The sequence below is a fragment of the Azospirillum agricola genome (assembly GCF_017876095.1).
In the GTDB taxonomy this organism is placed as follows: Bacteria; Pseudomonadota; Alphaproteobacteria; order Azospirillales; family Azospirillaceae; genus Azospirillum; species Azospirillum agricola.
In genome coordinates this window covers 33,389-57,584 of sequence record NZ_JAGINM010000009.1, presented here as the reverse complement: position 1 = coordinate 57,584, position 24,196 = coordinate 33,389, and the positions used below count along the sequence as shown (strand labels likewise).

16 protein-coding genes are annotated in these 24,196 nt (G+C 73.2%); 11 read left to right on the top strand and 5 right to left on the bottom strand.

Annotated features, from left to right (window positions below; all coding sequences use genetic code 11):
* The first annotated feature begins 4 nt into the window (after positions 1-4).
* The gene (gene dut, locus J2847_RS15030; RefSeq protein ID WP_209779749.1) at positions 5-466 is read left to right on the top strand and encodes a dUTP diphosphatase; all 462 of its coding nucleotides are present in this window, start codon (positions 5-7) and stop codon (positions 464-466) included.
* 34 nt (positions 467-500) lie between these two features.
* On the opposite strand, the gene J2847_RS15025 is transcribed toward dut, so the two are convergent.
* Positions 501-1,535: an amino acid ABC transporter substrate-binding protein gene (locus J2847_RS15025; RefSeq protein WP_209779748.1), complete on the bottom strand. Its 1,035-nt coding sequence runs from the start codon at positions 1,533-1,535 to the stop codon at positions 501-503.
* 183 nt (positions 1,536-1,718) lie between these two features.
* Here J2847_RS15025 and J2847_RS15020 point away from each other — a divergent pair, with 183 nt between their 5' ends.
* Positions 1,719-5,348 (top strand): response regulator, encoded by a 3,630-nt coding sequence (locus J2847_RS15020; protein WP_325169417.1) that lies wholly within the window; start codon positions 1,719-1,721, stop codon positions 5,346-5,348.
* A 175-nt stretch (positions 5,349-5,523) separates the two neighbouring features.
* Complete coding sequence (locus J2847_RS15015; RefSeq protein ID WP_325169416.1) at positions 5,524-7,818, top strand: PAS domain-containing sensor histidine kinase; 2,295 nt, start codon at positions 5,524-5,526, stop codon at positions 7,816-7,818.
* A gap of 149 nt (positions 7,819-7,967) precedes the next feature.
* Here J2847_RS15015 and J2847_RS15010 read toward each other — a convergent pair whose 3' ends face one another.
* Together J2847_RS15010 and J2847_RS15005 are read right to left on the bottom strand one after the other, a co-directional pair.
* Complete coding sequence (locus J2847_RS15010; protein WP_325169415.1) at positions 7,968-9,359, bottom strand: ATP-binding protein; 1,392 nt, start codon at positions 9,357-9,359, stop codon at positions 7,968-7,970.
* Positions 9,356-10,087 carry a response regulator gene (locus J2847_RS15005; protein ID WP_209779746.1) on the bottom strand — a complete coding sequence of 244 codons (732 nt, stop codon included), beginning with the start codon at positions 10,085-10,087 and terminating at the stop codon, positions 9,356-9,358. Before J2847_RS15005 ends, J2847_RS15010 begins: the two co-directional genes overlap by 4 nt.
* 209 nt (positions 10,088-10,296) lie before the next feature.
* On the opposite strand from J2847_RS15005, the gene J2847_RS15000 reads away from it, so the two are divergent.
* Complete coding sequence (locus tag J2847_RS15000) at positions 10,297-10,869, top strand: Spy/CpxP family protein refolding chaperone (protein WP_209779745.1); 573 nt, start codon at positions 10,297-10,299, stop codon at positions 10,867-10,869.
* A 145-nt stretch (positions 10,870-11,014) separates the two neighbouring features.
* On the opposite strand, the gene J2847_RS14995 is transcribed toward J2847_RS15000, so the two are convergent.
* A complete protein-coding gene (locus J2847_RS14995) occupies positions 11,015-12,037 on the bottom strand; it encodes an NAD(P)/FAD-dependent oxidoreductase (protein WP_209779744.1) in 1,023 nt (340 codons plus the stop codon).
* Between the two features lie 269 nt (positions 12,038-12,306).
* Here J2847_RS14995 and J2847_RS14990 point away from each other — a divergent pair, with 269 nt between their 5' ends.
* From J2847_RS14990 to trxA, 7 genes are all read left to right on the top strand, one after another.
* A complete protein-coding gene (locus J2847_RS14990; RefSeq protein WP_209779743.1) occupies positions 12,307-12,732 on the top strand; it encodes a hypothetical protein in 426 nt (141 codons plus the stop codon).
* A 90-nt stretch (positions 12,733-12,822) separates the two neighbouring features.
* On the top strand, positions 12,823-13,302 hold the full coding sequence (gene tsaE / locus J2847_RS14985) for a tRNA (adenosine(37)-N6)-threonylcarbamoyltransferase complex ATPase subunit type 1 TsaE (RefSeq protein WP_209779742.1): 480 nt from the start codon (positions 12,823-12,825) through the stop codon (positions 13,300-13,302).
* A 2-nt stretch (positions 13,303-13,304) separates the two neighbouring features.
* Positions 13,305-14,318 carry an aminoglycoside phosphotransferase family protein gene (locus J2847_RS14980; RefSeq protein WP_209779741.1) on the top strand — a complete coding sequence of 338 codons (1,014 nt, stop codon included), beginning with the start codon at positions 13,305-13,307 and terminating at the stop codon, positions 14,316-14,318.
* 1 nt (position 14,319) lies between these two features.
* The gene (locus tag J2847_RS14975; protein ID WP_209779740.1) at positions 14,320-15,066 is read left to right on the top strand and encodes a nucleotidyltransferase family protein; all 747 of its coding nucleotides are present in this window, start codon (positions 14,320-14,322) and stop codon (positions 15,064-15,066) included.
* Between the two features lie 172 nt (positions 15,067-15,238).
* The gene (gene addB / locus J2847_RS14970) at positions 15,239-18,211 is read left to right on the top strand and encodes a double-strand break repair protein AddB (RefSeq protein WP_209779739.1); all 2,973 of its coding nucleotides are present in this window, start codon (positions 15,239-15,241) and stop codon (positions 18,209-18,211) included.
* 10 nt (positions 18,212-18,221) lie between these two features.
* Positions 18,222-21,749, top strand: a complete 3,528-nt coding sequence (gene addA / locus J2847_RS14965) for a double-strand break repair helicase AddA (RefSeq protein WP_209779738.1) — start codon at positions 18,222-18,224, stop codon at positions 21,747-21,749.
* A 131-nt stretch (positions 21,750-21,880) separates the two neighbouring features.
* Positions 21,881-22,204 (top strand): thioredoxin TrxA, encoded by a 324-nt coding sequence (trxA, locus tag J2847_RS14960; RefSeq protein WP_085555446.1) that lies wholly within the window; start codon positions 21,881-21,883, stop codon positions 22,202-22,204.
* A 76-nt stretch (positions 22,205-22,280) separates the two neighbouring features.
* Here trxA and J2847_RS14955 read toward each other — a convergent pair whose 3' ends face one another.
* Positions 22,281-24,083: an extracellular solute-binding protein gene (locus J2847_RS14955; protein WP_209779737.1), complete on the bottom strand. Its 1,803-nt coding sequence runs from the start codon at positions 24,081-24,083 to the stop codon at positions 22,281-22,283.
* Positions 24,084-24,196 lie beyond the last annotated feature (113 nt).

Here is a 24,196-nt window from a genome sequence, read left to right as displayed (position 1 = left end):
CCCCATGACCGACGCCCCCGTCGTGAAGTTCCTGCGGCTCGCCGGCAACGACGACCTGCCGCTGCCGTCCTACGCCACCGCCGGAGCCGCCGGCTTCGATTTGCGCGCCGCCGTCCCGGCCGGGGAAACGGTGACGCTGGCGCCCGGCCGGCGCCTGCTGGTGCCGACCGGCTTCGCGGTCGGCCTGCCCGTCGGCTGGGAGATGCAGATCCGCCCGCGCTCCGGGCTGGCGGTGAAGAACGGGGTGACGGTGCTGAACACGCCGGGCACGGTCGATTGCGACTATCGCGGCCCGGTCGCCGTCTGCCTGATCAACCTCGGCGAGGAGCCCTTCACCATCGCGCGCGGCGACCGCATCGCCCAGGCGGTGATCGCCCGCGCGCCGCAGGCGGCGCTGGTCGAGGCGGCGGATCTCGACGAGACGGCGCGCGGCAGCGGCGGCTTCGGCTCCACCGGGGTGGCGTAAGGCGCCCTCACCGCCACCATATGCAAATGGGCGGTCACCCGCCCAGCGGCGGGGCGTAGAGCAGCCCGCCGTCGGTCCACAGCGCGTTCATCCCGCGCTCGATGGCGAGCGGCGACAGCCGGCCGAGCGTGCGGTCGTAGATCTCGCCGTAGTTCCCAAGCTGCATGACCACCCGCAGCCCCCAGTCGTCGTCGAGCCCCAGCCCCTGCCCCAGGCCGGGCAAGGCGCCGAGCAGGCGGCGGGTCTCGGCGTCGCCGGTGGTCTTGCGGGCGGCGGCGTTGGCGGCGGTGACGCCCTTCTCCTCCGCCGTCAGCAGGGCCAGCACGACCCAGCGCACCACGTCCCGCCAGTTGGGATCGTCGTTGCGCACCACCGGGGACAACGGCTCCTTGGCGATGATGTCCGGCAGGATGCGGTAGTCGTCGCGGGCGGGCGCGTTCTGCGCCCGCTGGCCGTGCAGCGCCACCCGGTCGCCGGTGTAGAGGTCGCAATGGTGGTTGAAGAAGGCGGTGATCGCGCCGTCCGCCGACCGCATCCGCCGGATGGTCAGCCTTGCCCCCTGGCGGGCGATCCAGTTCTCCAGGTTGCGGACGGTGGTGGTGCCGTCGACGACGCAGACGCTGGCGGTCCCGGCCTCCGCCAGCGTCGCGGCGGCCAGCGAGCGGTGGGCGAGGAAGCCCTGGCCGTCGAACAGATAGACGGCGGGGAAGGCCAGCCCCATGGTCAGCTCGCGCTCCTGCGTCCAGGTCGAGGTTTCCATCACCACGTCGATCGCGCCGTTGCGCAGCGCGGTGAAACGGTTCTCGACCCCGACCTCGACGAAGGCGACGCTGCCGGCCCGGCCCAGCGTGGCGGCGGCCAGCGCCCGGCACATCTCGGGAAAGAAGCCGGTCCAGTTGCCCGCCCCGTCCATCGTCGCCACGCCGGTCCCGCTGGGGATGACGCCGCAGCGCAGGACTCCGGCCTCGCGCACCCGCTCCAGCGTCCCGGCGCGGGCGGCTTCGGCGGCCAGCAGGGCGCCGGCGGCCAGCGCCACGCCGACGGTGACCGCCCTCATCCATCCGCCCATGGCCGCCGCCCTCCGCTTCGTGGAGCGCGCCCGCGCCGTTCCACGTGAAACAGGATCCACCCCCTCCGCCGACGCGTCAACCGGGTGAATTGCACCGGCCTTGCGCGGCATGGTATGTCACGAAGCCGCGAGAGGCGGCCGGCTGAAGGGGCAGGGGCTGCAATGCGGATTCCCCGGCGAAGCGTGGCGTTCCGCATCCTGGCGGGCTTGACGGTGATCGGCGGACTCGCCGCCGCCACCAGCGTCGTCGCCGTGTCCCTGTTCTCGCGCTTCCACCAGGGGTTCCAGCAGGTCGCCACCGCCAAGGTGCCGGGGCTGGTCGCCGCGTCGCAGCTCGCCCAGCAGAGCGGCACCGTCGCCGCCATCGCCCCGGCGCTGGTCGCGGTGCAGGACCAGCCGGCGCGCGAGGCGGTGATGGCCCGGCTCGGCGACCAGATCGTCATGCTGGAGGAGCTGATGGCCCGCCTTGCCGCCCGCGGCGAGGGGCTGGGCGACCTGACCGAGCTGGAACGCCGCAAGAACGAGCTGGTCGCCAACCTGCTGACCCTGAACGTGCAGGTCGAGCGGCAACTGGCGCAGACCGCCGACACCGACGCCCGCGCCCTGGCCCTGGCCGGGCTGGCCGCCCGCCTGCGCGCCACGGAGGCGCTGACGGAGGACGGGGCCGTTCCGCCGGCCGACCACGCGGCCATCCACCGCTGGCAGCGCGACGCCGGGGAGGCGCTGACCATCCTGCTGGCGGCGCTGCGCGCCGGCCACGAGGCCCAGCTGGACCGGCTGAGGGCCGACACCGGCGTCCGTCTCGATCGCGCCGCGGCGGCGCTGGCCCTGCTGCCGCCCGACCGCGCGGCGCCGCTGGCGGCGTTGCAGGACGCGCTTTCCGCCGCCGCCTTCGGCCCCGACCCGCTGTTCGCGGCGCGGGCGGCCGAGCTGTCGCTGCAACGGGCGGTCAAGGGCGCGGCGGCGCGGAACCAGACGGTGTCGGACCGGCTGGTCGCCTCCGTCTCCGACTATTTCCTGGCGGTGGAGCGGGACGTCGCCCGCCGGTCGTCGGAGTTCGAGCGCGTCATCCAGGACGGCGAGCGCGCGGTGATCGCCATGGCGCTGCTGTCGATCCTGGGGGCCGCCGCGATCTTCGTCTACATCCACCGCAACGTGGTGCGGCGGCTGCGCGCGCTCCAGGCGGCGATGGTCGCCTACCAGACCGGCTCGCCGGTCGCCATCCCCACCCAGGGGCGCGACGAGATCGGCGAGATGGCCCGCGCGCTGGCCTATTTCGTCGGCACCATCCGCGCCCGCGAGAGCGCGCTCAGCGACAGCGAGCGCCGGCTGCGCGCCATCCTGGAGCAGAGCCCGGTCGGCGTCTCGATCGGGCGGACCGACGGCAGCGTCGCCTTCGCCAACGCCCGCGCCGCCGAACTGGCCGGGCTCGACCTCGGCGCCTTCGTCGGCAGCCGCCACGCGCTGGCCCTGCCGGGCGCCACCATCCACGGTCGCCGTCCGGCGGCGGCCGGCGCCGAGTCCGCGCCGGGCCCCGCCGGCGGCAGCGACGGCGATGTCGTCGCCCGCGACGTCGAGGTCGCGGTGGACCGCCCGGACGGGCGGCGGGTCTGGGCGCTCCAGACGCTCCAGCGCACCGAGTTCGAAGGCAAGCCGGCGGTGCTGGCCTGGAGCTACGACATCACCGAGCGCAAGCGCGCCGAGGAGGCGCTGCGCGCCGCCAAGGAGCAGGCGGAGGTCGCCGCCCGCTCCAAGTCCGAGTTCCTGGCGACGATGAGCCACGAGATCCGCACGCCGATGAACGGCGTGCTCGGCCTGCTGGAGCTGATCGCCCTGACGTCGCTGGACGCCGAGCAGCGCACGCTGGTCACCACGATGCGCGAGAGCGCCGGCTCCCTGCTGCGGATCATCGACGACATTCTCGACCTGTCGAAGATCGAGGCCGGCAAGCTGGAGCTGGAGGAGCAGGATCTCCGCCCGGCCGAGCTGGTGGAGGGGGTGGCCGACCTGCTGGCCCCGCAGGCCCACCACAAGAATCTGGCGCTGGTCTGCGACATCGACGGGTCGGTGCCGCCGCTGCTGCGCGGCGACGCCGGCCGCTTGCGTCAAGTCCTGTTCAACCTGACCGGCAACGCCATCAAGTTCACCGACCGGGGCCGGGTCGTGCTGAGGGTCCACGCCGCCGGTCCGGCGGTTCCCGGCCCCTCCCTCGGCCGGGTCCGCCTGCATGTCAGCGTCGAGGACACCGGCATCGGCATCGGGGCGGAGGGGCAGGCCCGGCTGTTCCAGCCCTTCAGCCAGGCCGACAGTTCGACCACCCGGCGGTTCGGCGGGACCGGGCTGGGGCTGGCGATCTGCACCCGGCTGGTCGAGCGGATGGGCGGCCGGATCGGCGTCGATTCGGTGCCCGGCCACGGCTCGACCTTCTGGTTCACGGTGGAGCTGGCGCGCGCCGGGGAGGCCGGGCCGGACGGGGTGGCCACGGCGCTGGCGGGCCTGTCCGTGCTGGTGGCCGACGCGGACGACACCCAGCGCGGCGTTCTGGCCCGCTATCTGGCCCATGCCGGGGCGGCGGTGGCCGAAACCGGCGACGGGGACGAGGCGTCGGCGCTGCTGCGCGCGGGCGGGGCGGATCTGCTGGTGACGACGACCGCGATGGCCGGCCGGGTCACCGCGCCGGACGATCGGGCAACGCCGCCGCTCCTGCTGGTCGGCGGCGGGCCGGCGGGCCCCCATTCCCCGCCACCGCCGCCGGCACCATGGCCGGTGGTCACCGGGTTGACGCAACCGGTCCACCGCTCCGCCCTGATCGCGGCGGCCGCCCGTCTGCTGGGCCGGGGCGCCGCCGTCCCGCCCGCCAATTCCGGCCCCAATCCCGGCCCCAGTCCCGGTATGTCCGGGGACGCGCCGACTCCGCACCCGCTCGCCGGGCCGGGACGTCCGGAGCATGGAACGATCCTGGTCGCCGAGGACCACCCGACCAACCGGCAGGTCGTGTTGCGTCAACTCCGCCAGCTCGGTTTCGAGGCCGAGCTGGCGGAGGATGGCGCCGTCGCGCTGGCGGCGTGGCGTGGCGGCGGTCACCGGCTGCTGATCACCGACTGCCACATGCCGCGCATGGACGGCTACGAGCTGGCCCGCCGCATCCGCGAGGCGGAGGCCGGCGGGGAGAGCCGCATTCCCATCATCGCGATGACCGCCAACGCCCTGTCGGGCGAGCGGGAGCGCTGCGTCGCCGCCGGCATGGACGACTACCTCGCCAAACCCGTCACCCTGGCGCACCTGTCCGCCGCGCTGTCCCGCTGGCTGGGCGATCCGCCGCCCCGATCCGCCGCCGTGCCCTCCGGCCCGGTTTCCCTGCCCGCACCGCCCCAGTCCTCGTCCTCCGGGTCCTCGTCCTCCGGGTCGTCGTCCCCCGAGTCCCCGCCTTCGGACCCGCCGCCCGACCTGCCGCCCGACCTGCCGGTGCTCGACCTCGACCATGTGCGCGAGACCTTCGGGTCGCTGGACGCGGGGACCGCCGACATGATGGATTTCTTCCTGGAGACGACCCGTCCCACGCTCGACCAGGCGCTGGCGGCGCTGGCGGCGGGCGATCCGGAGGCGGCGCGCGCCGCTGCCCATTCCGCCGCCGGGGCCGCCCGCACGGCGGGTGCGAAGGCGCTGGCCGCCCATTGTTCCGCCCTGGAGAACGCGATCCTGGCGAATCGCCTCGAAGAGGCGCAACGGCAGGCGGCGGCGATGGACGCCGCCTATCCCGCGGTCGAAGCCGCCGTCCGGGCGCTGCGCTGCGCAAAAGAGGGTGTCGCCTAACCCTTGCGGGCCTATCGGCTTCGCCATTCGGACGGTGGCGTAGGAAAAACCGCATGCGGCGCGCGCGTTGCTTGTCGCCCTGGGATGCCTGAACTACTCTCCCTCGCGTGAATTCAGTCTCCAGACCAGAGTGGCCGGGGCCTCGGTTGTGCCCGGGCCGGCGGGGGTGGTGAGCGTGGCCGGCTTCGGCGGATTGTTCTGGAACGCGAAGGAAACCCGGCGCCGCGCCGACCGCGCGACGGCCGACCGCGACCGGCTGGAGGCCCTGCTGGCGGCGGCCCCGCATCCCTGGTGCGCCTGGGACCGCAGCGGGGAGGGGCGGCTGTCGGCCGACGCGGCGTCCCTGCTCGGCATCCGCAGCGCCGACGACCTCGTCTCCGCCGTCACGGCGCCCGAGCTGCCGGCGGCCCTCGACCGCCTGCGCCGCGACGGCGAGCCCTTTCGCTGCGCGGCCGCCACCCGCGACGGCCGCCGCCTCGTCCTGACCGGGCGGCGGGGCGGGGCGGGTGCCGGGGAGCAGGCCGAACGCTGCGACGTGGTCTGGGTGGAGGACGTCACCGCCGCCCTGGCGGAAACCAGCGACCGCAAGTCCGCCCTTGACGCCGCCGAGTCCGGCCTCGCCGCGCTGCGCGCCGCGGTCGACGCCCTGCCGGTCCCGGTCTGGCTGCGCGACCGCGACCTCGGCCTGTCCTGGTGCAACCGGGCCTACGCCCGCGCCGTGGACGCGGAGCCCGCCGCCGTGCTGGACGGCCAGAGGGAACTGACGCAGGGGCCGTCCCGCCGGGCGCTGGCCGAACGGGCGCGCAGCGGCGGCTTCGCCCAGTCCGAACGGGTGCCCGTGGTCATCGGCACCGAACGCCGCATGCTGGAGGTGACCGAGGCGCCGCTCCCCTTCGACAAGGAGGGTGGCGGGAGCGGCGGCACGCTGGTGGTCGGCTACGCGCTCGACCTCACCCCGCTGGAGGAGCTGCGCGGCGAGCTGGACCGCCATCTCTCGGCCCACGCCGAGGTGCTGGAGCGGCTGGGCACCGCCATCGCCATCTTCGGCCCCGACACGCGGCTGAGATTCTTCAACCAGGCCTACGCCCGGCTGTGGGATCTCGACGAATCCTGGCTGCGCAACGAGCCGACCAACGCCGAGCTTCTGGAGGAGCTGCGCGCCCGCCGGCGGCTGCCGGAATACGCCGACTACCAGACCTTCAAGCGCGAGCGGCTGACCCGCTACACCCACCTGGTGGAGCCGATGGAGGAGCTGCTGCACCTCCCCGACGGCACCACGCTGCGCCATCTGGCGGCGCCCCACCCGCTGGGCGGCCTGATCACCATCCTGGAGGACGTGACCAACACGCTGGCGCTGGAATCCTCCTACAACACGCTGATCGCGGTCCAGCAGGAGACGCTGGACAATCTGGCGGAGGGCATCGCCGTCTTCGGCGGCGACGGCCGGCTGAAGCTGTCCAACCCGGCCTTCGCCCGCGTCTGGGACATGGCCGACGAGGATCTCCAGGGCGAGCCGCACATCGCCGAGGTCATCGACCGCATGCGCCCGCTGCTGGCCCACGCCGACGACACGACCGGCGAGGGCTGGGACGCGCTGAAGGAGGAGCTGATCGGCGCCACGCTGGAGCGCACCGTGCGGTCGGGCCGGGTCGAGCGCAGCGACGGCTCGGTGGTCGAGTTCTCCACCCTGCCGCTGCCCGACGGGGCGGTGCTGAACAGCTACCTCGACGTCACCGACGGCGCCCGGCTGGAGGCGGCGCTGCGCGCCTCCAACGCCGCGCTGGAGGCGGCGGACCAGTTGAAGAGCGAGTTCATCGCCAACGTCTCGCACCATCTGCGCACGCCGCTGAACGGCATCATCGGCTTCGCCGAGGTGCTGGCGAACCAGTATTTCGGCGAGCTGAACCCGCGCCAGATGGAATACGTCAAGGGCACGCTGAACGCCGGCGAGCGGCTGCTGGAGCTGATCGACGACGTGGTCGACCTGACCAGCCTGGGCGCCGGGGTGACGACGCTGGAGCGCGGCCCGGTGGACGTGCCGGACCTGCTCGACTCGGTGGCCGGGCTGACCCGCGAATGGGCGCGGCGCGAGGGGCTGAAGCTGGACGTCGTCGCCCCCTCGGGCCTGGGCGAGATGGAGGGCGACGGCAAGCGGCTGAAGCAGGCCCTGTTCACGCTGGTGGTCGGCGCCATCCGCAACCCGCCGGCCGACCGCCGCATCCGCCTGTCCGGCGAGCGGCTGAACGGCACCGTCACCCTGTCGGTCAGCGGCGCCGCCACCCCCGACGGCGGCGACGGCCAGGGGGCGGCGGCGCTCGGGCTGTCGCTGGCCCGCAACGTGGTGGAGCTGCATGGCGGCCGGTTGGAGCTGGACGAGATGACCGGGCGGGGCGCCCATGTGCGGTGCGTCATGCCGGTGCGGGCGCCGGTCAACGGCGGGCATGTGGACGCCCACCTGCCCCCACCCTGACCCTTCCCGCCCGGCGGGGCGGGGGGCGGTGATTCGGGAAGCGGGCGTTTCAGAGTTTCATGCGTTTAATAGGAAACGCATGAAACTCTACCCTTTTGATGACGAGCGGATTCACGCTTCAAACCGATTCCGGTTTTGCGCGATCCGCTCTAGCGCGGCAGCGTCACCGTCACGCGCAGGCCGCCTTCCGGCCGGTTGGCCAGTGCGATGTCGCCGCCATGGCCGCGGATGATCGTCCGCGCCGTCGACAGCCCGAGCCCGACCCCGCCGGTGTCGCGCGAGCGCGAGCGCTCCAGCCGGTAGAAGGGGGCGAAGACCTTCTCGAACTCGTCCTCCGGGATGCCGGGGCCGCGGTCGTCGACATGGACGCGGCACTGCCCCTCCTCCGGCTCCAGCCGCACGGCGAAGCCGCCGCCATAGGCGATGGCGTTGTCCATCAGGTTGGCGAAGGCGCGGCGCAGCGCCACCGGCCGCCCCTCCGCCACCGCGTGGGCCGGGCCGTCGTAGACGGCGTCGTGGCCGGAATCCACCCGGTCGTCGCACAGGCTCTGCAACAGGTCGGCGAGGTCGAGGCGGCCGCGCGGCTCGCGCTTGGCGTCGTCGCGGGCGAAGGCCATGGTGGCGGCGATCATCGCCTCCATCTCGTCGAGGTCGGCCAGCATCTTGCGCTGCATCTCCGGATCCTCGACCAGCTCGGCGCGCAGCCGCAGCCGGGTCAGCGGCGTGCGCAGGTCGTGGCTGATCGCCGCCAGCATCTGGGTGCGGTCGGCGACGAAGCGGGCGAGGCGGGCCTGCATCCGGTTGAAGGCGCGGGTGGCGGCGCGCAGCTCGCGCGGGCCGGCCTCGGGCAGGGGCGGCGCCTCGGCGTCCACCCCCAGCCGCTCGGCGGCGGCGGCGAAGCCGGCCAGCGGCGCGGTGAAGCGGCGGGCCGCCCACAGCGACGAGACCAGGATCACCGCGACCAGCGCCCCCATCCACAGCACGAAGCGGATGACGCGGAACGGTCCCTCCAGCGGGTCGCCGCCGGTGAAGGTCAGCCAGGATCCGTCGCCGAGCTGGATCGACAGCCGGATGTGCGGCCCCCAGCGCCGGTCGTCGTCGCCGGCGAAGGGCGGCGGCGGCGGACGGTGGCGGCCCCCCTCGTGGCGGTTGTCGCCGTCGCGCCGCTCGACCTCGAAGACGATGGCGCGGGACGGGATGTTCAGCGTCTCGCGCAGCCGGCGGCGCAACCCGTCGAAGCGCACGCCGGTGTAGTCGCTCAGCTCCGGCGGCTGGTCGGGGTGCCATTCGACGCGCAGCACCGGGTCGTCGATCGCCTTGACCAGCCGCTCGCGGTCGGCCGCGGGCGTGCTGCCGACGAGCTGCACGATGGCGGTGACGCGCTGGACCAGCACGCCCGGCCCGTGGATCGGCGGCCCCTCGCTGCGGTCGGTCAGATAGACCAGCGTGCTGATCCCCTGGGTCAGGAACAGCGCCAGCACCACGGTCAGCACCATGCGCGCGGCGATGCTGTCGGGGAAGGCGAAGCGCCGGAGCCTCACGATCCCACACCGACCGACGGCGTGAACAGATAGCCGCCGCCGCGCACCGTCTTGATCAGGGTCGGCTCCGCCGGGTCGGGCTCGATCTTGCGGCGCAGCCGGCTGACCTGGACATCGACCGAGCGGTCGAAGGGCACCGCCGAGCGGCCGCGCGCCAGATCGAGGAGCTGGTCGCGGTTCAGCACCCGCTGGGGATGCTCGGCGAAGGCGACCAGCAGGTCGTACTCCCCGGCCGAGAGCTGGACCAGCGCCCCGTCGGGCGAGCGCAGCTCGCGCTTGGTGACGTCGAGCGACCAGCCCTCGAAGCGCAGCACCGCGCCCCCGGCGCTGGTGCCGGCCACCGGCGGGGCCGAGGCGCGGCGCAGCACCGCCTTGATGCGGGCCAGCAGCTCGCGCGGGCTGAAGGGCTTCGCCAGATAATCGTCGGCGCCCATCTCCAGCCCGACGATGCGGTCGGTCTCCTCGCCCATGGCGGTCAGCATGATGACCGGCGTCTGGGCGGTCGGCGGCGACGCCCGCAGCCGGCGGCAGAGCGACAGCCCGTCCTCCCCCGGCAGCATCAGGTCGAGCACGATCAGGTCGACGCGCGCGCCGTCCAGCGTGCGCATCATCTCCGCCCCGTCCTTGACCCCGGTGACACGGAAGCCGTGCCTGGTCAGGAACTGGGCCACGAGCGAGCGGATCTCGCGGTCGTCGTCGACGACCAGAAGGTGGGGGATGCGGTCCATGCCGCGCATGATCGGGCGCGACGGCCTTGGGGTGAAGGGGAAATGTGTAACGGCCGGTTACGGGAGCGGCGGCGGTTACACACTGTTACCAAGTGACGGGTTTGCGGACATCGTCCGGCAAAGTTCGGGGCCCATTGTCTGGCTCATCGGGAACGCGGCGCCGCCGCACCCCAACGAGATCGCCTCCTAACCAACCAGGAGTTTCCCACATGAAACGCGCCCTTCTGACCTCCGCCATGCTGGTCGCCGGCCTCGGCTTCGCCCTGCCGGTCTTCGCCCAGCCCGAGCCGGGCGGCCCCATGGGCGGACCGGGCGGGCCGGACCGTCACTTCGGCCGCATGTGCGAGGACCAGGACGCCCGGCTCGCCGGCAAGCTCGCCTTCGCCGAGAAGAAGCTGAAGATCACCGAGCAGCAGCGCGCCGCCTGGAACAAGTTCGCCGACAGCGCGCGGGCCAGCCTGAAGCCGACCCAGGACCTGTGCGTCAGGTTCAAGGACCAGCCGCGCCCGGCCGCCCTGCCGCAGCGCCTGGAGCGCGCCGAGACGATGATGCAGGCCCATCTCCAGCAGCTCCAGACCGTGCGCCCGGCCCTGACCGAGCTGTACGCCCAGCTGACGCCGGACCAGCAGAAGACCGCCGACCATCTGCTGAACCAGGGCGGTCCGCGCATGGGCGGCAAGGGGATGCATGGCGGGCATCACGGCGGCCCGGGGCATGACCATGGCCCCGGCCCCGGCCGCCCCGGTCCCGACGGCAAGCCGCAGGAGTCGCGCGGCGGCTGACGTATCAGCGGTGATCTGATCGCAGATCGGGTTTGCGGCGGCTGATTTCCCAAGCCCCCCAAGGAGTCGCCGCAAGACGCGGGCCGCCGGATCCCCCCTCCGGCGGCCCGTGCCGTTTTCAGCCCGCGCCTTCCAGGGGGCGGTGTCAGGCGGCGCCCGGCACGCCCTTCGAGGTCGAGTACTCGAAATGCAGCGCCTCGCCCGGATGCACCATCGGGTGGATGGCGTGGGCCGCCTGCGCCGCCTCGGCGAAGCCGCAGAGGATCAGCTTCAGCTTGCCGGGGTAGGTCGCGATGTCGCCGATGGCGAAGATGCCGGGCGTGTTGGTGGCGCAGCCGGGCTGCGACACGGCGATGTGGCTGCGCTCCAGGTTCAGGCCCCAGTCGGCGATCGGGCCGAGATTCATCGACAGGCCGAAGAAGGCCAGCAGCGCGTCGGCCGGCAGAGCCTTTTCCTCGCCGTCCAGCGTGGCGACCCGCACGGCGGAAAGCGTGCCGTCCGTCCCGTCCAGGCCGGAGAGCTGGTAGGGCACCACCATCTCGATGCGTCCCTCGCGGGCCAGCGCGTCCATGCGGGCGACGCTTTCCGGCGCGGCGCGGAACTTCGGCCGGCGGTGGACGACGTAGACCTTCTCGGCGACGTCTGCCAGCGACAGGGTCCAGTCGACCGCCGAATCGCCGCCGCCGGCGATGACCACGCGCTTGCCGGCGAAATCCTGCTTGCGGCGGACCATGTAGTGGACGCCATGGCCCTCATACTGCTCCAGCCCTTCCAGGGGCGGGCGGTTGGGGCCGAAGGCGCCGGCGCCGGCGGCGAGGATCACCGCCTGGGCGTCGATTTGCGTGCCGATGCTGGTCTCGACCAGCCAGCGCCCCTCGTCGGTGCGGGTCAGCTTCACGACCTGCTGGCCCAGATGGTAGGTCGGCGCGAAGGGGGCGGCCTGCTCGGCCAGCCGGTCGATCAGGTCGGCGGCCTCGATCGAGGGGTGCGCCGGGATGTCGTAGATCGGCTTCTCCGGATAGAGCGCCGTGCACTGCCCGCCCACCATGTCCAGCGCGTCGACGACGTGACAGCGCATTTTCAGCATCCCGCATTCGAACACGGCGAACAGTCCGACGGGGCCGGCCCCGACGATGACGACGTCGGTGCGATGAGGGGTCTGCGACATGGAAGGCGATTCCTTGAAACCGGGTGCGGGGGAACGACAGTCCTTCCATTGTCCGCATTTCGCCGCCGGGTCAACCCCAACCCGGCTGTGGCGATGGCGGGAAGGGCCGGGGACGGCGTTGCGTCGCAGGATCTGGCGCGGGGTATGGCGCGGGGTATGGCGCGGGGTTTGGGCGGGATTTGTCTAAATTTGTTTGTTGTGCGGCGCGCCGCCCGTGCCGGACAATGGACCGGGCCGCGTTTCCGGCCCCAGCCGCGGTGGAGGCCGCCATGAAGGAACTGCGTTGCCTGGTCTTCACCGAGCCGGAGGTGATCAAGGCCGTTCTCGACCGTCGCCAGCGACTGCGCGAGCCGCTGCCCACCGGGACGGTCAAGGGGGTGAGCCACCGCCATGGCAACGGGGTCGAGACCATCCTGACGATCGTCAGCGACGCCGGCGAGTCCCGCGAGCTGCTGCTGTCGGAGACGGAGGTCGCGGCGGCCATGGTCGCCTATTGCATGGGCCGGCGCATCCCCCTGCCGGTGGCCTCGGACAAGGCGCTGCACCTGATCAACGGCGCGCTGACGCTGATGATCACCATGAATTTCCAGAAGGCCCCGCGCATGGTCGCCCCGCTGGCCGCCAACGGGCCGAAGGCTGGGGCCAACGGGCCGAAGGCCGGGGCGGCCGGAGCGCGGCGCAAGGTCGGCGCCTGAGACACGGTCGGGGACACAGCCTGGGACACTCGGCGGCACCCGCCGCTTTCCGGTTGCGGGTCGCGGGTCCGTTCGCTCAGTATCCGGCCCATGTCGGACACCCCTTTTTCCCAGACCCTTTCCTTGCCGGATGAGGCCGCGACCGGACGGTTGGCCCTGCGGCTCGGCGCCCTGCTGCGGCCGGGCGACCTCGTGGCCCTGCGCGGCGACCTCGGCGCCGGCAAGACCGCCCTGTCGCGCGCCCTGATCCGCGGCGTCACGGAGCCCGACGCCGAGGTGCCGTCCCCCACCTTCACGCTGGTGCAGACCTACGACACCGGCATCGGGCCGCTCTGGCACTTCGACCTCTACCGCCTGTCCGGTCCCGACGAGGTGATCGAGCTGGGCTGGGACGACGCGCGGGCCGAGGCGGTGGCGCTGGTCGAATGGCCCGACCGGCTGGGGCCGCTGCTGCCCGCCGACCGGGTGGAGGTCGAGCTGTTCCACGACGGCCCCGACGCCCGCCGCGCCGTCCTGACCGGCCATGGCGCCCTGGCGGCCCGGCTGGCCGCCGCCGACTGGACGCTGTGACCATGACGGAACGCGATGCCGAAATCCGGAGCTTCCTCGCCCGGAACGGTCTGGCCGGCGCGGCGCGGACGCCGCTGGCCGGCGATGCCTCGTCCCGCCGCTACGAGCGGCTGGGAACGCCGGACGGCTCGACCCTGATCCTGGTGGACACGCCGGTGCCGGACGAAGATCTGCTGCCCTTCATGGCGATCGGCGAGGCGCTCGCCGGCATCGGCCTGTCGGTGCCGGCCATCCACGCGGCGGACACCGGGCGCGGCCTCGCCTTGCAGGATGATTTCGGGGACGAAACCTTCACCCGACTGCTGGCGGAGGGTGCCGATCCGGAAGCGCTCTACGCGCTGGCGACCGACGCGCTGGTCGCGCTGCACCGCTCCTGGCCGGTGGGTGAGTCGGAACGGCTGGGGCTGCCGGTCTACGATGCCGCCCTGTTCGTCGAGCAGACCATGCTGTTCGCCGACGTCTATGTCCCGGCGGCCTGCGGCTCTCCCCTGTCGGACAAGGATCGTTCCGAATTCGAAACGCTATGGCGGGCGGTGGTGGAGCCGGCCTGCGCCGGGCCGGCGTCGCTGCTGCTGCGCGACTACCACGTCGACAACGTCCTGCGGCTGCCGCGCGACGGCGTGCGGGCGGCCGGGCTGATCGACTTCCAGAACGCCGGCCACGGACCGGTCGCCTATGATCTGGTGTCCCTGCTGGAGGACGCCCGCCGCGACGTCGCGCCCGAGCTGGCCGAGGCGATGGTCGCCCGCTATCTGGCGGCTTTCCCCGAACTGGACGCGGCGGCCTTCCGCCGTTCCATGGCGGTGCTGGGGGCGGTGCGCCACGCGCGGATCCTCGCCATCTTCGTGCGGCTGGCCCTGAAGGGCCGGCGCGGCTACCTCGTCCATCTGGGGCGGGTCTGGCGTCTGCTGGAGTCCCAACTGGCCAAGCCGGAGCTTGCCCCGGTCGCCGGCTGGTTCGCCCGGCATCTGCCGCCGGGCACCCGCGCCGATTTCGTCGTTCCGGAGACGACCTGACATGACCGCGAGTGTTCCGATTCCCAAGACGGCTATGGTTCTGGCCGCCGGCCAGGGGCTGCGCATGCGCCCGCTGACGCTCGACCGGCCGAAGCCGCTGATCCCGATCCTCGGCAAGCCGATGCTCGACCACGCGCTCGACCGGCTGGCCGAGGCGGGGGTGGAGAGGGCGGTGGTGAACAACCACTATCTCGGCCGCATGATCGAGGACCACCTTGTCGGCCGGACCGCGCCGGCCATCGTCCCGTCGCCCGAGGCGACACTGCTGGAGACCGGCGGCGGGGTGAAGAAGGCGCTGCCGCTGCTGGGCTCCGCCCCCGTCTACACGGTGAACGCCGACATCCTGTGGCTCGACGGCCCGACGCCCGCCCTGCGGCGGCTGGCCCGGCACTGGGACCCGGAGACGATGGACGCGCTGCTCCTGCTGATGGCGACGACCCGGTCGGTCGGCTACGAGGGGCGCGGCGACTACCACATGGACCCGCTGGGCCGCCTGACCCGCCGGGCCGAGCTGGAACTCGCCCCCTTCGTCTTCGCCGGCGTGCAGATCGTCAAGCCGGAGCTGTTCGGCCGGTCCACCCCCGACGGGGCCTTCTCCACCAACCTGATCTGGGACCGCGCGCAGGAGGCGGGCCGGCTGTTCGGCCTCGCCCATGACGGGCTGTGGTTCCACATCGGCACGCCCGACGGGCTGAAGGAGGCCGAGGAGCTGCTCGCCATCGGCGGCGTGCGGGCCATCGCGCATTGATGTGAGGGGAGGGGGGCTCCACTTGCCCCCACCCTGACCCTCCCCCACTCTCGCGGGGGAGGGGACTGCCGCCGCACTTCGACAAGGCTCCCCCCTCCTTCCCCCGCCCGTGCTGAGGGAGGGCCGGGGTGGGGGCAAGACTTCGCATGACCACCCCTTTTCCGGACCCCCGATGACCCTCCCCCCGCCCAAGGTCTACAGCATCCCCTCCGGCGCGCGCTTCGTGGACACGCTGGCGGAGGGCATCGTGGCGCGGGTGGGGGAGGATCCGCTGGCGCTGGCCGAGGTCACCGTCCTGCTGCCGACCCGCCGCGCCTGCCGCTCGCTGCAACAGGCGTTCCTGCGGCGCTCGGGCGGCCGGCCGATGCTGCTGCCGCGCTTCAGCCCGCTCGGCGAACTCGACGCCGGTGACCTCGCCTTGACCGAGGACGAACTGCCCGAGGTGCCGCTCGACCTGCCGGGCGCCATTTCCGGCCTCAACCGGCAGATGACGCTGGCCCGGCTGATCCTGCACGCCGACGGCATGGCCGCCACCACCGCGCAGGCGGTGCGGCTGGGCGCCGACCTCGGCCGGCTGATCGACGCGGTGTGGACCGAGCGCGTCGCCTTCGACCGTTTGGAATCGCTGGTCCCCGCCGACTACGCCGAGCATTGGCAGACCACGCTGAAGTTCCTGACCATCATTACCGAGGTCTGGCCCGTCCTCCTCGCCTCCACCAGCGAGACCGACCCGGCCCACCGCCGCAACCTCGCGCTGGAGGCGCAGGCCGCGCTGTGGCGCGCGGTGCCGCCCAAGGGGGTGGTGATCGCCGCCGGCTCCACCGGCTCGATCGCGGCGGCGACCGACCTGCTCGGCGTCATCGCCCGGCTGCCGCAGGGGATGGTGGTGCTGCCCGGCCTCGACCAGCGGGCCGGCGACGACATCTGGGATCACATCGAGACCGACGAGGCCCACCCGCAGCACGGCCTGTCGCAGCTCATCCGCGCGCTGGGCGTCACCCGAGCCGAGGTCGCCCCCTGGGCCGACACGCCGGAGCCGCGCGGCCCCCGCGCCCGCCTGATCGCCGAGGCCCTGCGCCCGGCCGCCACCACCGAGGGCTGGCGCGGGTTGGAGGGACTTGACGCAAGTGCGCTGGACGGGCTGACCCGCATCGACGCCGCGACCTCGGAGGAGGAGGCGCAGGTCATCGCCCTGCTGATGCGCGAGGCGCTGGAGATCCCGACCCGCACGGCGGCGCTGATCACGCCGGACCGCAACCTCGGACGCCGCGTCGCCATGGCGCTGGCCCGCTGGGGCATCGCGGTGAACGACTCCGGGGGGCAGCCGCTCGCCCACACCGCCGTCGGCACCTACCTGCGCATGACGGCGGAGCTGGCGGCGACCCGCGTCCACCCGCTGGCGCTGCTGGCGCTGGCCAAGCACCCGATGGCGGCTGGCGGCCGCGACTCGGCGGATTTCCGCGCCGCCGCCCGCGCGCTGGAACGCACCGTCCTGCGCGGCCCGCGCCCGGCCGAGGGCTTCGCCGGGGTGACGGCGGCGCTGAACGCGGCGACCCGCTTCGACCATGAGGAGCAGCAGGGCATCCTGCGCGGCTGGCTCGACGATGTGTCGCGCCGGGCCGCCCCCTTCCTCCAGGTCATGCAGGGCGAGGCGCCGCTGGCCGACCTGCTGCGCGCCCACGTCGCCTTCGCCGAGTCGCTGGCCGACGACCACGAGACCGAGGGGCCCAAGCGCCTGTGGCGCCAGGAGGACGGCGAGGAGGCGGCGCGCTTCGTCCACGACCTGCTGAACGCCGTCGAGGATTTCCCGGCCATCCCGGCGACCGACTACCCGGCGCTGCTCGACGCGCTGATGAGCGCGCGGGCGGTGCGCCCCCGCTTCGGCCTGCACCCGCGCCTGTCCATCCTGGGGCCGATGGAGGCCCGCCTCCAGCATCTCGACCTCACCATCCTCGGCGGGCTGAACGAGGGGACATGGCCGCCCAGCCCGTCGGCCGATCCCTGGATGTCGCGGCCGATGCGCCGCGATTTCGGCCTGCCCAGCCCGGAACGGCTGGTCGGCATGTCGGCGCACGATTTCGCCCACGCCTGCGGCGCGCCCGAGGTGGTGCTGACCCGCGCCGAGCGGGTGGAGGGCACGCCGACCGTGCCGTCGCGCTGGCTGCTGCGGCTGGACACCGTGCTGAAGGCGCTCAACCTGCACGGACGCATTGAGGAGCGCGGCGCCCGCTGGCTGGCCTGGGCGCAGCGGCTGGACGAGCCGGAGCAGGTCCGTCCGGTGCTGCCGCCCGAGCCGCGCCCGCCGCTGGCCGCCCGCCCGCGCAAGCTGTCGGTGACGGCGGTCGAGACCTGGATGCGCGATCCCTACGCGGTCTACGCCCGCTACGTGCTGCGGCTGTCCAAGCTCGACCCCATCGCCGCCGATCCCGGCGCGGCCGACCGCGGCCAGATCATCCACGCCACGCTCGACGCCTTCGTCCGCGAGTTCCCCGGCCCGCTGCCGCCGGACGCGCTGCCGCGCCTGCTCGCGCTGGGCCGCGACGCCTTCGGGCCGCTGCTGCGCAGCCACCCCGACGTCTGGGCCTTCTGGTGGCCGCGCTTCGAGCGGGTCGCCGAATGGTTCGTCGCGCTGGAGCGCGAGCGCCGCCCGCGCCTGCGCACGCTGGCGACCGAGGTGACGGGCACGCTGACCCTCCAGGGTCCCGGCGGCCCCTTCACCCTGACCGCCAAGGCCGACCGCATCGACAGGGGGCCGGACGGGCTGGTGGTGATCGACTACAAGACCGGCACCCCGCCCTCGACCCGCGAGATCGAGCTGGGCTTCGCCCCGCAATTGCCGCTGGAGGCCGCCATCGCCGAGGCCGGCGGTTTCAACGGCATCGACGCGGGCGCCGTCGCCGAGCTGAGCTTCTGGCGTCTGGCCGGCGGTGATCCGGCCGGCGAGGAAAAGCCGGTCAAGGGCGACCCCGCCACGCTGGCCGCCGAGGCGCGCGCCGGGCTGGAGGAGCTGATCCGCCAGTTCGACGACCCGTCCACCCCCTACCGCTCCTGCCCGCGCCCGGCGATGGCGCCGCGCTACACCGATTACGCGCATCTGGCCCGCATCCAGGAATGGTCGGCCGGCGGCGACGGCGGGGAAGGGTGAGGATCCAGCGATGAGCATGACGACCGACACCTCCGCCCGCACGCTGCCCCTCGACCCCAACGTCGCCCAGCGCCGCGCCTCCGACCCGGCCTCCTCGGTGTGGGTGGGGGCCTCGGCCGGCTCGGGCAAGACCAAGGTTCTGACCGACCGCGTGCTGCGCCAGATGCTGGCCGGCACGCCGCCCGCCCGCATCCTCTGCCTGACCTTCACCAAGGCGGCGGCGGCCGAGATGGCGATCCGCGTCAACAACACGCTGGGCCTGTGGGCGACGCTGCCCGACGCCGATCTGGAGGACCGTCTGGCCGACCTGTGCGGCGAGCGCCCGTCGCCGGAAACCAGGACCAACGCCCGGCGCCTGTTCGCCCAGGTGGTCGATTGCCCCGGCGGCATGAAGATCCAGACGATCCACGCCTTCTGCCAGTCGCTGCTCCGCCGCTTCCCGCTGGAGGCCCGGCTCGCCCCGCATTTCGAGGTGATGGACGAGCGCACCGCCGCCGGCCTGCTGACCGAGGCCCGCGATCAGGTCCTCCACGCCGGCCGGATGGAGCCGGACAGCCCGCTCGGCCGCGCCATGAACCGGCTGACCGCCGACCTCAACGCCGAGGAGTTCGCCGACCTGCTGGCCGAGCTGGCCTCGGAGCGCGGGCGCATCCAGCGCCTGTTCGAGCGGTTCGGCAGCCTGGACGGCATCGTCGGCGCGGTCCACGACGCCCTCAAGGTCGCGCCCGGCACCACCGAGGCGTCGCTGCTCACGGACGCCTGCCGCGACGACGTCTTCGACGCGCCCACCCTGCGCGAGGCCTGCCGGGCGCTCTCCGCCGGCAGCGCCAGCGACCAGGAGCGCGGCATCGGCATCCAGGGCTGGCTCGACGCCGCCGACAGCCGCATCCGGGCGTTCCAGGCCTACCAGCGGCTCTACCTGACCGCCGAGGGCGCGCCGCGCAAGACGCTGATCACCAAGAAGGCGGCGGCCGGCAGCGCCGTCGCGCTCGCCGGGCTCCAGGCGGAGGCCGAGCGGCTGGTCGAGGTGGCGGGCAAGGTCAAGGCCGCCGGGGTCGCCGCCTCCACCTCGGCGCTGCTGACGCTGGCAGAAGCCATGCTGGAGAGCTACCGCGCCCGCAAGGCGGCCCGCGCGCTGCTCGACTACGACGACCTGATCCTGGCGGCGATGACGCTGCTGCGTGGCAGGAACGGCGTGCCGGCGGTGCCCTGGGTGCTGTTCAAGCTGGACGGCGGCCTCGACCACATCCTGATCGACGAGGCGCAGGACACCAACCCCGACCAGTGGGAGATCGTCGCCGCCATCGCCGGGGAGTTCTTCAGCGAACTGGCGGCGAGCGCCGGGGACGCCACCACCCGCACCGTCTTCGCGGTGGGCGACGAGAAGCAGTCGATCTTCAGCTTCCAGCGCGCCGATCCGGCCGAGTTCGCCCGCATGCGCCGCCATTTCCAGGAGCGCGCCGAGGCGGCGGAGCGGGTGTGGGCGGCGGTCGATCTCGACATCTCCTTCCGCTCGACCGCCGCCGTGCTGGAGGCGGTGGACGCCGTCTTCGCCAGCGAGGCTGCCCGCGACGGCGTGGCGTCCGCCGCAAGCCCGGTGATCCGCCACCGCGCGTTCCGGCGCGGGCAGGCCGGGCTGGTCGAGCTGTGGCCGCCGGTCAAACCCGCCGAGGCGATGGAGACGCCGGCCTGGGCGCCGCCGGTGGCGCGCGAGGCCGCCGATTCGCCGTCGGCCCGGCTCGCCGCAATCATCGCCGGCACGGTCGGCGGCTGGCTGGAGCGCGGCGAGCTGCTGGAGGCCAAGGGCCGCCCGGTGCGCCCCGGCGACGTGATGGTGCTGGTGCGCCGCCGCACCGGCTTCGTCACCGAGCTGGTCCGCGCGCTGAAGGACCGCGGCGTGCCGGTGGCCGGCGTCGACCGCATGGTGCTGACCGAGCAGCTCGCCGTCATGGATCTGATGGCGCTGGCCGATTTCCTGTTGCTGCCCGACGACGACCTGACGCTCGCCACCGTGCTGAAGGGGCCGCTGATCGGGTTGACCGAGGAGGAGCTGTTCCGGCTGGCGCACGGCCGGCGCGGCACGCTGTGGCGCGCGCTGGTGGCGGCGGCCGAGACCGACCCGGACGTGCGGCCGGCGCGGCGCTACCTCGGCGACCTGCTGGCGCGCACCGACTTCTCCGCTCCCTACGAGCTGTTCGCCGGGCTGCTCAACCGGCCCTGTCCGGCCGACACCCGGTCGGGGCGGCGCGCCATCCTGAAACGGCTCGGCCCCGACGCCCAGGACCCGCTCGACGAATTCCTGGCGGTGTGCCTCGCCTTCGAGAAGACCGAGCCGCCCTCGTTGCAGAATTTCCTGGCCTGGCTGGCGGCCAGCGAGGCGGAGATCAAGCGCGAGCTGGACCAGGGCGGCGGCACCGTGCGGATCATGACGGTGCACGGCTCCAAGGGCTTGCAGGCGCCCATCGTCTTCCTGCCCGACACGCTGGGCAACCCGACCCAGAGCCCGCCGATCCTGTGGCCGGACGACGACTGCCCGGTGCCGCTCTTCGCCGCCCGCCGCACCCAGGAGGATTCGCTGAGCGCCGAGGCGCGGTCGCGGGCCAACCGGCGGCGCGACCAGGAATACCGCCGCCTGCTCTACGTCGCGCTGACCCGCGCCGAGGACCGGCTCTACGTCTGCGGCTACCAGGGCAAGCGCGAGCCGCCGGAGGGCTGCTGGTACAAGCTGGTCGAGGCGGCCTTGAGCGACAGCGGCGTGCCGCAGGACTTCGACTTCACCCACCACGGGCCGGAGGGCTGGAGCGGCCCCGGCTGGCGTCTGGCCGGCCCGCAGACCGCCGTTCCGCCCCGTTGCGTCGCCGAGGAGGACGCCGCCGCCGACCATGGCGCGCCGTCCTGGCTGACCGCGCCGGCCCCGGTCGAGCCGGAGCCGTCGCGCCCGCTCACCCCGTCGCGCCCCGACGGGGAGGAACCGGCGGTCCGCTCGCCGCTCGGCGCCGACGACGGCCAGCGCTTCAAGCGCGGGCTGCTGGTGCACCGGCTGTTGCAGACCCTGCCCGAGCTGGAGGAGGCCGCGCGGGAGGCCGCCTGCCGCCGCTTCCTCGCCCGCCCGGCCCACAAGCTCGACGCCGGGCAGCAGGACGCCATCGCGCGCGAGACGCTGGCGGTGCTGAGCCATGCGGACTTCGCGCACCTGTTCGGCGCGGGATCGCGGGCCGAGGTGCCGCTGGTCGGCGTCGTCGGCAACCGGACCATCGCCGGCCGCATCGACCGGCTGACGATTCGCGGAGACACGGTGTGGATCGTCGATTACAAGACGAACCGTCCGCCGCCACGGGTTTTGGATGATGTTCCAGCGGTTTACCGCCGCCAGATGGCCGCCTACCGGGCGGCGCTGGAGGCGGTCTATCCGGGCATGGGCGTGCGCTGCGTGCTGTTGTGGACCGACGGGCCGTTCGCCATGGAACTGCCGGCGGAACTTCTCGACGCGGCCGGCGTTCCGGGATTGGCCGGGGTCGCGGCCGGGGCCGGCGGCTGACCCGAAAGATGGGGTCACTTGACCGGCACGTCAGGTCCGCCCTACATTTTGCTCAATTCCACGGACAGGGCCATGCCTCGCCTCCCCGCGCTCGCGGCCGGCGAAGGCCCTGAATTCAGGCAAGAGGTCACATGAGCACCACCATCAAGGTTACCGACGACAACTTCGAGCAGGACGTTCTCCAGGCCCCCGGCCCGGTCCTGGTCGATTTCTGGGCGGAATGGTGCGGCCCCTGCAAGATGATCGCTCCGGCGCTGGAAGACATCGCCGTTTCGTTCGAGGGCAAGGTGACGGTTGCCAAGCTGAACATCGACGAGAACCCCGGCACCCCGACCAAGTATGGCGTGCGCGGCATCCCGACGCTGATGCTGTTCAAGAACGGCAACGTCGCCGCCACCAAGATCGGCGCGCTGCCCAAGGGCGCGCTGATCCAGTGGCTCGAGGCGTCGCTCTGAGCCGCTGAGCGGTCAGGCCCGTCGAAGGAACCCCGTCGCGGTCGCGGCGGGGTTTTTTCTTGGCTGCCACCTGCCCCTACCGCCCGTCCTCCACCCACCAGGTCTCGATCAGCGGGCCGTAGAGCGGCGTCGTCTCCGGCCGCTTCAGCCGGGTCCAGTGGGCCAGGCGGTCCACCGGGCTGTGGAACAGCGGCACCATGTAGTGCCCCCACGACAGCACCCGGTCGAGCGCCCGCACCCGCGCCACCAGATCGGCGCGGGTCGTCGCCTCGGCGATGGAGCGGGCGATGGCGTCCACCACCGGGTCGCGGATGCCGGCGAGGTTGCGGCTGCCCTCCTGCCCGGCGGCTTCGGAGCCGTAGTAATAGAGCTGCTCGTTGCCCGGCGAGAGGCTGGAGATCCACCAGCGCAGCGTCATGTCGAAGTCGAAGCGCTCCAGCCGCGCCTGGAACTGCGCGCTGTCCACCGCCCGCACCGAGGCGGCGATCCCCAGCCGGTCGAGCGAGCGGGCGAACTCCAGCGCGATCCGTTCCTCCGACGGGTCGGCCAGCAGGATCTCGAAGGCGAAGGGGCGGCCCCCGGAGTCCGTCAGCCGACCGTCGCGCACCCGCCAACCGGCCTCGGCCAGCAGCCGCAGCGCCTCGCGCAGGTTGCCGCGCGAGCCCGCCGGGCCGCTGCCGTCGCTTTGCGGCAGGGCGAAGGGCCGGGTGAACAGCTCCGGGGGCAAGCGGTCGCCGAAGGCGGCGAGGACGCGCAACTCCTCCCCCTCGGGCAGTCCCCGCGCGGCCAGCTCGGAGTTCGGGTAATAGCTGGCGGTCCGCGCCAGGACGCCGTGGAACAGGGTCCGTCCCATCCAGGCGAAGTCGGTCGCCATCCCCAGCGCCCGGCGCACGCGGACGTCGGCGAACAGCGGCCGGCGGGTGTTGAAGATCAGGCCGCGCGCGAAGTCGGGGCGCCGGTGCGGCAGTTCCTCGCGCAGGATGCGGCCGTCGCGCAGCGCCGGGCCGTCGTAGCCGGTCGCCCATTTGGCCGGGTCGATCTCGCGCCGCACGTCGCCCTCGCCGGCCTTGAACGCCTCCAGCGCCACCGAGTCGTCGCGGTAATAGACATAGTCGAGCCGGTCGGCGTTGAACTGGCCGAGCCGGATCGGCAGGTCGCGTCCCCAATAGTCGGGCACCCGCTCGTAGGTGATGCGGCGGCCGGGATCGACCGAGGCCACCCGGTAGGGGCCGCTGCCCGGAATCGGCTCCAGGGTGGTGCGGTCGAACGGCCGGTCGCCCCACCACGCCTTGGAATGGATCGGCATCAGCCCCATGAGCAGGGGCATCTCGCGGTCGATCGTGCCGTCCGGGTTGGCGGCGAAGGCGAAGCGCACGGTGCGCGGGTCGGGCGCCTCCGCCGTCGTCACCTTGGCGTAGAACAGGCGGCGGTTCGGCGTGCCGTGGGCACGCTGCACCGCCAGCGAGAACAGCACGTCGTCGGCGGTCACCGGGGTGCCGTCGTGCCAGCGCGCCTTCGGGTTGATGCGGAAGGTGACGGCCGAGCGGTCGTCGGCGACCTCCAGGCTTTCGGCCAGCAGGCCGTAGAGCGAGAAGGGCTCGTCCCACGAGCGGGTCAGCAGGCTCTCGAAGGTCAGCCCGAGACCCAGCGCCGGCACGCCCTTCACGATGTGCGGGTTCAGCGTGTCGAAGCTGCCGGTGACGGCCTGCCGGATGGTGCCGCCCTTGGGCGCCGCCGGGTTGACGTAGGGCAGCGCCGCGAAGCCCGGCGGCAGCCGGAGGTCGCCGTGCATCGCGATCCCATGGGTGGGGCCGGTGGTGTCCGCGGCGGCCGGGCCGGCCAGCAGGAGCAGCGCGAGGGAGAAGAGAAGCCGGGTCATGCCCGCAAGGTTGCCGCTTTGCCGCATCTGCGCAATAGGCCGCGCAAGTGCCTTGGCCTTGCGCACGCTTCTCGCCTACACTCCGGCCGCGCGCGGCGCCGGTGCGGTCCTGG

Coding starts and splice junctions, on each gene's coding strand:
- dut (WP_209779749.1), top strand. CDS start 5: ATGACCGACGCCCCCGTCGTGAAGTTCCTGCGGCTCGCCGGCAACGAC.
- J2847_RS15025 (WP_209779748.1), bottom strand. CDS start 1,535: ATGGGCGGATGGATGAGGGCGGTCACCGTCGGCGTGGCGCTGGCCGCC.
- J2847_RS15005 (WP_209779746.1), bottom strand. CDS start 10,087: ATGGACCGCATCCCCCACCTTCTGGTCGTCGACGACGACCGCGAGATC.
- J2847_RS15000 (WP_209779745.1), top strand. CDS start 10,297: ATGAAACGCGCCCTTCTGACCTCCGCCATGCTGGTCGCCGGCCTCGGC.
- J2847_RS14995 (WP_209779744.1), bottom strand. CDS start 12,037: ATGTCGCAGACCCCTCATCGCACCGACGTCGTCATCGTCGGGGCCGGC.
- J2847_RS14990 (WP_209779743.1), top strand. CDS start 12,307: ATGAAGGAACTGCGTTGCCTGGTCTTCACCGAGCCGGAGGTGATCAAG.
- tsaE (WP_209779742.1), top strand. CDS start 12,823: ATGTCGGACACCCCTTTTTCCCAGACCCTTTCCTTGCCGGATGAGGCC.
- J2847_RS14980 (WP_209779741.1), top strand. CDS start 13,305: ATGACGGAACGCGATGCCGAAATCCGGAGCTTCCTCGCCCGGAACGGT.
- J2847_RS14975 (WP_209779740.1), top strand. CDS start 14,320: ATGACCGCGAGTGTTCCGATTCCCAAGACGGCTATGGTTCTGGCCGCC.
- addB (WP_209779739.1), top strand. CDS start 15,239: ATGACCCTCCCCCCGCCCAAGGTCTACAGCATCCCCTCCGGCGCGCGC.
- addA (WP_209779738.1), top strand. CDS start 18,222: ATGAGCATGACGACCGACACCTCCGCCCGCACGCTGCCCCTCGACCCC.
- trxA (WP_085555446.1), top strand. CDS start 21,881: ATGAGCACCACCATCAAGGTTACCGACGACAACTTCGAGCAGGACGTT.
- J2847_RS14955 (WP_209779737.1), bottom strand. CDS start 24,083: ATGACCCGGCTTCTCTTCTCCCTCGCGCTGCTCCTGCTGGCCGGCCCG.